Below are 6,506 nucleotides of genomic sequence, written 5' to 3' on the forward strand. Positions count from 1 at the left end.
CTAAAGCAGCATCACGCGATTCTAAAAAGTGTATCATACATTTCGTCGATAGCCGATAAGACACGAGCGTTCGCAGCATAAGCATTCTGTAATTCAGTCAGCTTCACCAGCTCTTCGTCTACATCGACCTTATAACTGTTTTCATAGGCATTCTTTGCAATACTGGTAACAGCTTTTGAGTTGCTCGCAGCTGATGTCGCCGCGCTAGCAATCTGACTTTGCTTGACCACAGTCTCAATGCCAAAATCAGAAATCGTCCCGACGTATGGGGCATTCTTTGCTCCGATCCCCGAGCTTGGCGCATACGTATATTCAGTCTCAGTCAGGCGGCTTTTCAGGAGGTTTGCACGCTCGGAGCTCTGCTTATCTGGCTCACCTGCTAAAAGACTTGGATCATCAACAATTGCTTTGTTGACAGTCATCCGTTGCGCAAAACCAGTCTTCTGGCCACCATCTTCCAGCGCCCCAGTATAAGGTCCACCGTCCCCCTTAGTGTCTACAAAGAGCGGGATCTCGGCACCATCAGCAGCGGTAACAGTCCGCGTATTTTTCGCTTTAAGACCAGTAATCTCAATAGTACCCGGGCTGATCGGAGACAGAACTTTCAACTCACCAGCAGCATCAACGGAAACATCAAACCCAGAACCCAGAGCACTGGAAATCTGACTTTCCAGCGAAGTCGAAGTCGCTGGAATTACAATACCATGCACAATATCATTGGAGTCAGCAGTTACATCCGAAGAAAGCGGCAGTAAACTTGGGTCGGTCACAGCAAAAAATGTAACTTTGCGACTTTCACCATTAACATCGAACTCAAGCTCGATCGTATCGCCAGATGACTGCAGTTGGGATGTATCTACACTCAACCCAGTTGCTGTGGCTGGTACACCACCATCATCAGCAGCAACTCCTTCAGACGTTTGCTGCGACAAAGACAACGCCATCTGGCTTGCGAGTTCATCCAACCGCGCCTGCGTCTCTGGAAGGGTATTATCCCGCAACTCCACGAGCGCACCCATGCTACCGCTCTTCAGGTCAAATGATGAAAGCTCCATAACAGCGCCAGACTGCGACTTTACTTCAATTGGATTACCTTCAACACCGACACCAAGCGTAGGGCGCGGAGTAAACTGTAACTCTGATGCGCGATCATTGTATAACGTGGTTCCAGATTTAGTTGATATGCGTAGCAAGCCATCGTTGTCCTGCTTGATTTCAACATCCATCTTCTCAGTCAAAGCTTCCAGTTGCCGGTCCATCTGGTCGTGCAAATGAGCCGTTTCCCGGCCAGCAGAACGCTCAACAACAATGGTGTCTTCCAGGCTCTCAATTTCTTTGAGAATGGAATTGACCTGCGTTACTTCATCAGCAATTCCAGCATCAGCATCGCGGCGCATTTCCTGCACTTGCTTGGCTGAATTATTGATGCTTCTGGAAAGCTCTTCAGCAGCATTTACAGCCACTTCCTGCGCACTTTGAGAACTGGGATCTGTCGCTAAAGACGTCAGCGCATTGGTGAAGTTATTCATCAAACTCGGAATAGAGCTTGGGTCTCCAACCTTCCCAAACATCTGATCAAGCTGCGTGATGTATTCGTTGTATTGAGTAGCATAAGCCGTATCGCTCAGACTTTCCCAATAAGCAGACTGGAGTTGGGTATTAACTTGCCGTTGAACTTGATTGGTCAGAACAGAAGAAGACGCAGTCGATGTATTGTGAACTTCAGTGCCCACAATCGTTTTCAGCGTATACCCATCAACATTCGCATTCGCGACATTCTTCGATGTAACCGCAAGCTGCGCCTTCGTAAGCGACAATCCCGACATCGCCGCATTCAGAGCTGCTCCAAGACTCATACCTAAACTCCCAAACGCGTTGAGGTAGGCAAAACCTACCTCAACAACAATTTAACGAACGATATTAAGAACTGAATCCAGCATCTGATTAGCTGTCGACAAAACTTTAGAGTTCGCCGAATAAGCCTGCTGCGTAATGATCAGCTTGGAGAACTCTTTCGCAATATCCGCGTTGGAACTCTCTAGCGCTTTGGCTCGAATAGTCCCTCCATTGCGGAAATCTGGTTCACCAGACGTAGAGGTCTCAGAAAATGCAGCACCATCAACTCGCTGAAGCTCTTGCTCTGCAGCAAAAGTCGCAATTGGAATTTTGTAGAGTTTCTGGGACTTATCGTTGGAGTACTTCCCAATCACATTGCCTTCTGCATCAATGGAAACATCCTGCAATGTACCTGAAGGGAAGCCGTCTTGAGACAAATCGACACTAGTCGCATTGCCAATCGTGTCTTCATACTGAGTTAGATTGTCTTGGCCGAACTTGAAAGAAATATCACCTAGGCCAACACCATTTACTTCCAGATCATTAATATCAACAATACCAGAGGCTGGAGAAGTTAAACGACCTGCCGCATCAAACGACATATCACTTACTTTCTTCCAAGCTACTTCATCGCCTGTCGCTTTGGTATTTGTATTGTAATAGAGCGACCATTTGTTCTCTGCATTAAGAGCCCAACGCAGCTCAACATTAACCGGCGTACCATTTTCATCGTAGACAGTCTCTTGCCCACCAGCGATTGATGATTTGATGAAATCATCAGCTTTATCACCAGTAACAACAGAGCGATCAACAGTACCACCCGTAGCAAGAGGTTGAGCCGTCAGTGTCATATTAATTGGAGTTGGACCACCGGTTTCTACAACCGTCATATCTTCGAATGAAGAAATACTGATTTCACCAGAAGGTAGAATTTCAGCGGTGACACCGTGCATACCGTTTAGCTTATCAAGCAAATTTTGCACCGTTGTATCAGCCCCAACAGTGAAGACTTCAGATGCATGACCGCCCACAGTCAGCGTGAGAGTGTCGCCTGGATCAAACTGCGTGGAATCAGTAAGCTTACTGGTCTCAGTCAACGCTGTCGGTGTAGCGTCTACCAACGCCGGTGTGCTTTGGGTATCCGGTTTAGAGAACACACTCAAATCTACGTATTGAGAGTTTGGAGCACCATCAGTCGTATCGTAGTTGTCGGTGGTCGGCGTAGATGGCAAGTTTGCCTGATAGTCGATCTGGGTAGATGGCTTTGCAGGCATCGGCGCATCAGAAACCTGAATCGGTTCAGGGCGATCACTAACAGCACCTGTGGCCGGATTGATCGGGTATCCTTGCAAGAAATAGCCAGCAGAGTTAACCAGATTACGCTCTGTATCCAGCTCAAAATCACCAGCACGCGTATAATAGCTTTCTGGTGCTTGCTGGGTAAGGCCATCTCTGTTGGTAACCAGAAAATACCCTGGTCCGTTAATCGCCATATAGGTGTTGCGATCAGCGGATGTGACATCGCCAGACAAGTAGTTAGTGGCACGAGAAGTCGCAATTACAGTACCGGAAACCTGTTCAGCCTGTCGACTACCTGTACTGGAGACAAGATCGGAGAAGCTTGTATCAAGGCGTTTATAGCCAGTGGTCGAAGAGTTCGCCACGTTACCGGAAATATTCTCCAACGCCTTGGACTGTGCGTCCAAACCGGTCGTTGCAGCGTTGATAGCACCATAAATACTCATCGAGCCCACCTAGAATTCAAATTCGCTCATGCTTACGCAGATCTTTGAACACTAAATGCAACTTACGTGCCAAACTAAAAAATTCAATTTATTCAGCCATTTCAATAATTTACAATTTTAACCTATTGTTAAACATAGGATTTTCTGCCTAAACCCGGCAAATAGCTCGCCCTACTCGGCACATAATTCCCAGAGAGGCAAAAGAAACCGAGCAAAGATCGAAACCACTAGATAAGCCCAATGGCGCAACCCTGCAGGGATTGCCCATTGTCTAACGAGAGATTACTGTTTTCGCCAAATCACGATACTCAAGCAGGATTTAGCGATGAAATTTCAAGGGACCTCCCAATACGTTGCCACAGAAGATCTCCGGATCGCAGTCAACGCAGCTATTACCCTTGAGCGTCCCCTGCTTGTAAAAGGCGAACCTGGAACCGGCAAAACTGTCCTAGCTCAGGAAATCGCCCAGAGCTTAGGCGTCCCCTTCCTTGAGTGGAACGTCAAGTCGACCACAAAGGCTCAGCAAGGCCTATACGAATACGACGCGGTTTCCCGTCTCCGCGACAGCCAGCTTGGCGATGAACGCGTAAAAGACATTCGCAATTACATTCGCAAAGGCAAACTTTGGACTGCTTTTGAAATGAATGAACGCCCGGTTCTTCTGATTGATGAGATTGATAAGGCTGACATTGAGTTCCCAAACGATCTGCTTCAAGAGCTGGATCGTATGGAGTTCTTTGTTTATGAGACTGGTGAAACGATCAAAGCAAAACAACGCCCAATTGTGATCATCACCTCAAACAATGAGAAAGATCTTCCAGACGCATTCTTACGCCGCTGCTTCTTCCATTTCATCAAGTTCCCAGATGCAGAAACAATGACAGAGATCGTAAATGTGCATTTCGGCGAAATCAAAGGCCGCTTGCTTAAGGAAGCACTCAACGCATTCTATAACCTCAGAGATCTGCCGGGCTTGAAGAAAAAGCCATCAACCTCTGAGCTTCTGGATTGGATTAAACTGCTTCTGAACGAAGACATCGACCCGGAAACACTCCGCGAAACCGAAAGCCGGAAAGTTATCCCGCCATTGCACGGCGCACTCCTCAAGAACGAACAGGACGTTCATCTGTTCGAACGCCTCGCCTTTATGAATCGTCGCTAGTATCTGCATTGCCTGGCTTGAAAATGAAGCAAAACAATAAAACTAGTTTTTTGAGCCAGCACATACTTTCCAGTGCATCAAAAGCAATTCTCGCAAGCTGCCTGCTTCTTACAGGCAGCTTACTCGCACAAGCGAACAGCACCATCTCGGAAAGCCTCCTCTACCAGCCGCATACACTGCACAACGGCTGGCGCAAAGATGTGGACGCACTAACGCACTTCACCGGCATGTTTTGCCCGGACTATATCAGCAAACTTTCCCGATCAGCTCTCGTTCCCGATCTGAAGGAACTCGGTATCGGATGCATTTACGAAACCGAGAACGGCGAGATCAAAGTCATCTTCCGCCGGCACAAAAAAGACACGGCGACAACTCTCATAAACAACTTCAAAAGCGGATATCGTCAAAGCCACTTCAAACCACTGGATCTGAAGACACCGCAAAATGAGGTTGCGTTCCGAACCGAAACAACGATGCGGATGGGCCGCGTCGAGAGTTTCACCGCCTACACAGCCCCAAGCGCTGACTATACGGTCTGGGCATCCATTTCAGATGATCTCCCTGTCAGCGAGCTTGAGAAGATCCGAACGCTTTTCAAAAAACTCACTCTTCGCGTCGAACAAGAACAGCGCCGTAACTAACGCAGCGCAGCTAAATTGGCGGATCGCCCAGCACACCTACATCAGTGCAACCCTCATATTACAACACACCGCGTCGTAAGCGACCAGTACAGTTGCCTAAACCATTCTGCCAACTAAATATCTTATGGGCACGACTGAAAAGAACTCAGCTACGAATGCATGCATCACTTATAAATATTTCAGTAATTATGAGATAAAAACCCCATACTATTAGGGGAATACTATCACCTTCCAAATTCAATCGAAAACATGTAGGTTTCAAACAGAGACAAAGCAAGTAATAAACAAACAAGTCCATCCAATTATGCTGCATCGCAATATCGCATAGCAGCACAAATACAACTTAGAATGTTTCTACCTCTTAGGAACATAAAGTAATAAAGTATATCTGGAGGATAACATATGCTTCGCCTGATGCTGTTACGCCATGCAAAATCCGACTGGAGTGATGAGGGTGCTCACGATCATGATCGCTCCCTTAACACCAGCGGTTGGAAAGCCGCAGCAAGGGTTGGAGCCCACATCCACCAACATCATATGCATCCAAAACTGATCTTATGTTCTACGGCTCTTCGGACACGGCAAACACTCATGGAAGTAATGCCATACTTGCGCAGTGATACGCGCATTCAACTGCTCAGGGATCTCTACAATTCGAGCGAAGGTGACTACATAGATGCAATCCGCGCCTATGGCGGCGGCTTCGACACTATCCTCATTGTCGGCCACAACACAGCTATTCAGGACACAGCTCTTGAACTCACTGGCAAAGGCAACCCTGAGTACATACACCAGATGCAATCCAAATACCCAACCGGAGCTCTCGCTGTAATAGACTTTGAAGAGCACCGCTGGTCAGAAATTGACTGCAAGAAAGGAAGGATCGTCTCATTCTTCCAGCCTCGGCACCTGCAAGCTGTTTCAGGCTCCTGACTAGGAAAATTTTGCGCAATTCAACATTTATTGGCGCATTTGCGATTGCATTCCTCCAAAGAACGCACCACATCGTTCCTTGGAGGATGATCTGTGAGCCCACTGAATTCATTATTTAAAAACGCTAAGCTGGCCCTAACTGATGCACAAACAGCATTGGACAATCTAACGGGATCAGCGATTGACCTA

5 protein-coding genes are annotated in these 6,506 nt (G+C 47.3%); 3 read left to right on the top strand and 2 right to left on the bottom strand.

The genetic code is table 11. The features are described from left to right. Positions 1–11 precede the first annotated feature (11 nt). Both flgK and PPL9_RS10450 read right to left on the bottom strand, forming a co-directional pair. Positions 12–1,856 carry a flagellar hook-associated protein FlgK gene (gene flgK / locus PPL9_RS10445; protein WP_082596720.1) on the bottom strand — a complete coding sequence of 615 codons (1,845 nt, stop codon included), beginning with the start codon at positions 1,854–1,856 and terminating at the stop codon, positions 12–14. Between the two features lie 51 nt (positions 1,857–1,907). Then, positions 1,908–3,581, bottom strand: coding sequence for a flagellar hook-basal body complex protein (locus PPL9_RS10450; protein WP_057462633.1), 1,674 nt, complete (start codon positions 3,579–3,581; stop codon positions 1,908–1,910). Between the two features lie 325 nt (positions 3,582–3,906). Between PPL9_RS10450 and PPL9_RS10455 the strand changes: the two genes are divergently transcribed. The 3 genes from PPL9_RS10455 to PPL9_RS10465 all read left to right on the top strand — a co-directional run bounded on the left by PPL9_RS10455 (position 3,907) and on the right by PPL9_RS10465 (position 6,317). Next, entirely contained in the window at positions 3,907–4,743 is an 837-nt protein-coding gene (locus PPL9_RS10455) for a MoxR family ATPase (RefSeq protein ID WP_057462634.1), read from the top strand. 23 nt (positions 4,744–4,766) lie between these two features. Further along, positions 4,767–5,384, top strand: coding sequence for a hypothetical protein (locus PPL9_RS10460; protein ID WP_208989289.1), 618 nt, complete (start codon positions 4,767–4,769; stop codon positions 5,382–5,384). A gap of 402 nt (positions 5,385–5,786) precedes the next feature. Beyond that, positions 5,787–6,317, top strand: coding sequence for a histidine phosphatase family protein (locus PPL9_RS10465; RefSeq protein WP_057462636.1), 531 nt, complete (start codon positions 5,787–5,789; stop codon positions 6,315–6,317). The last annotated feature ends 189 nt before the right edge of the window (positions 6,318–6,506 follow it).

The organism is Pseudovibrio sp. POLY-S9, from assembly GCF_001431305.1.
Classification (GTDB): Bacteria; Pseudomonadota; Alphaproteobacteria; order Rhizobiales; family Stappiaceae; genus Pseudovibrio.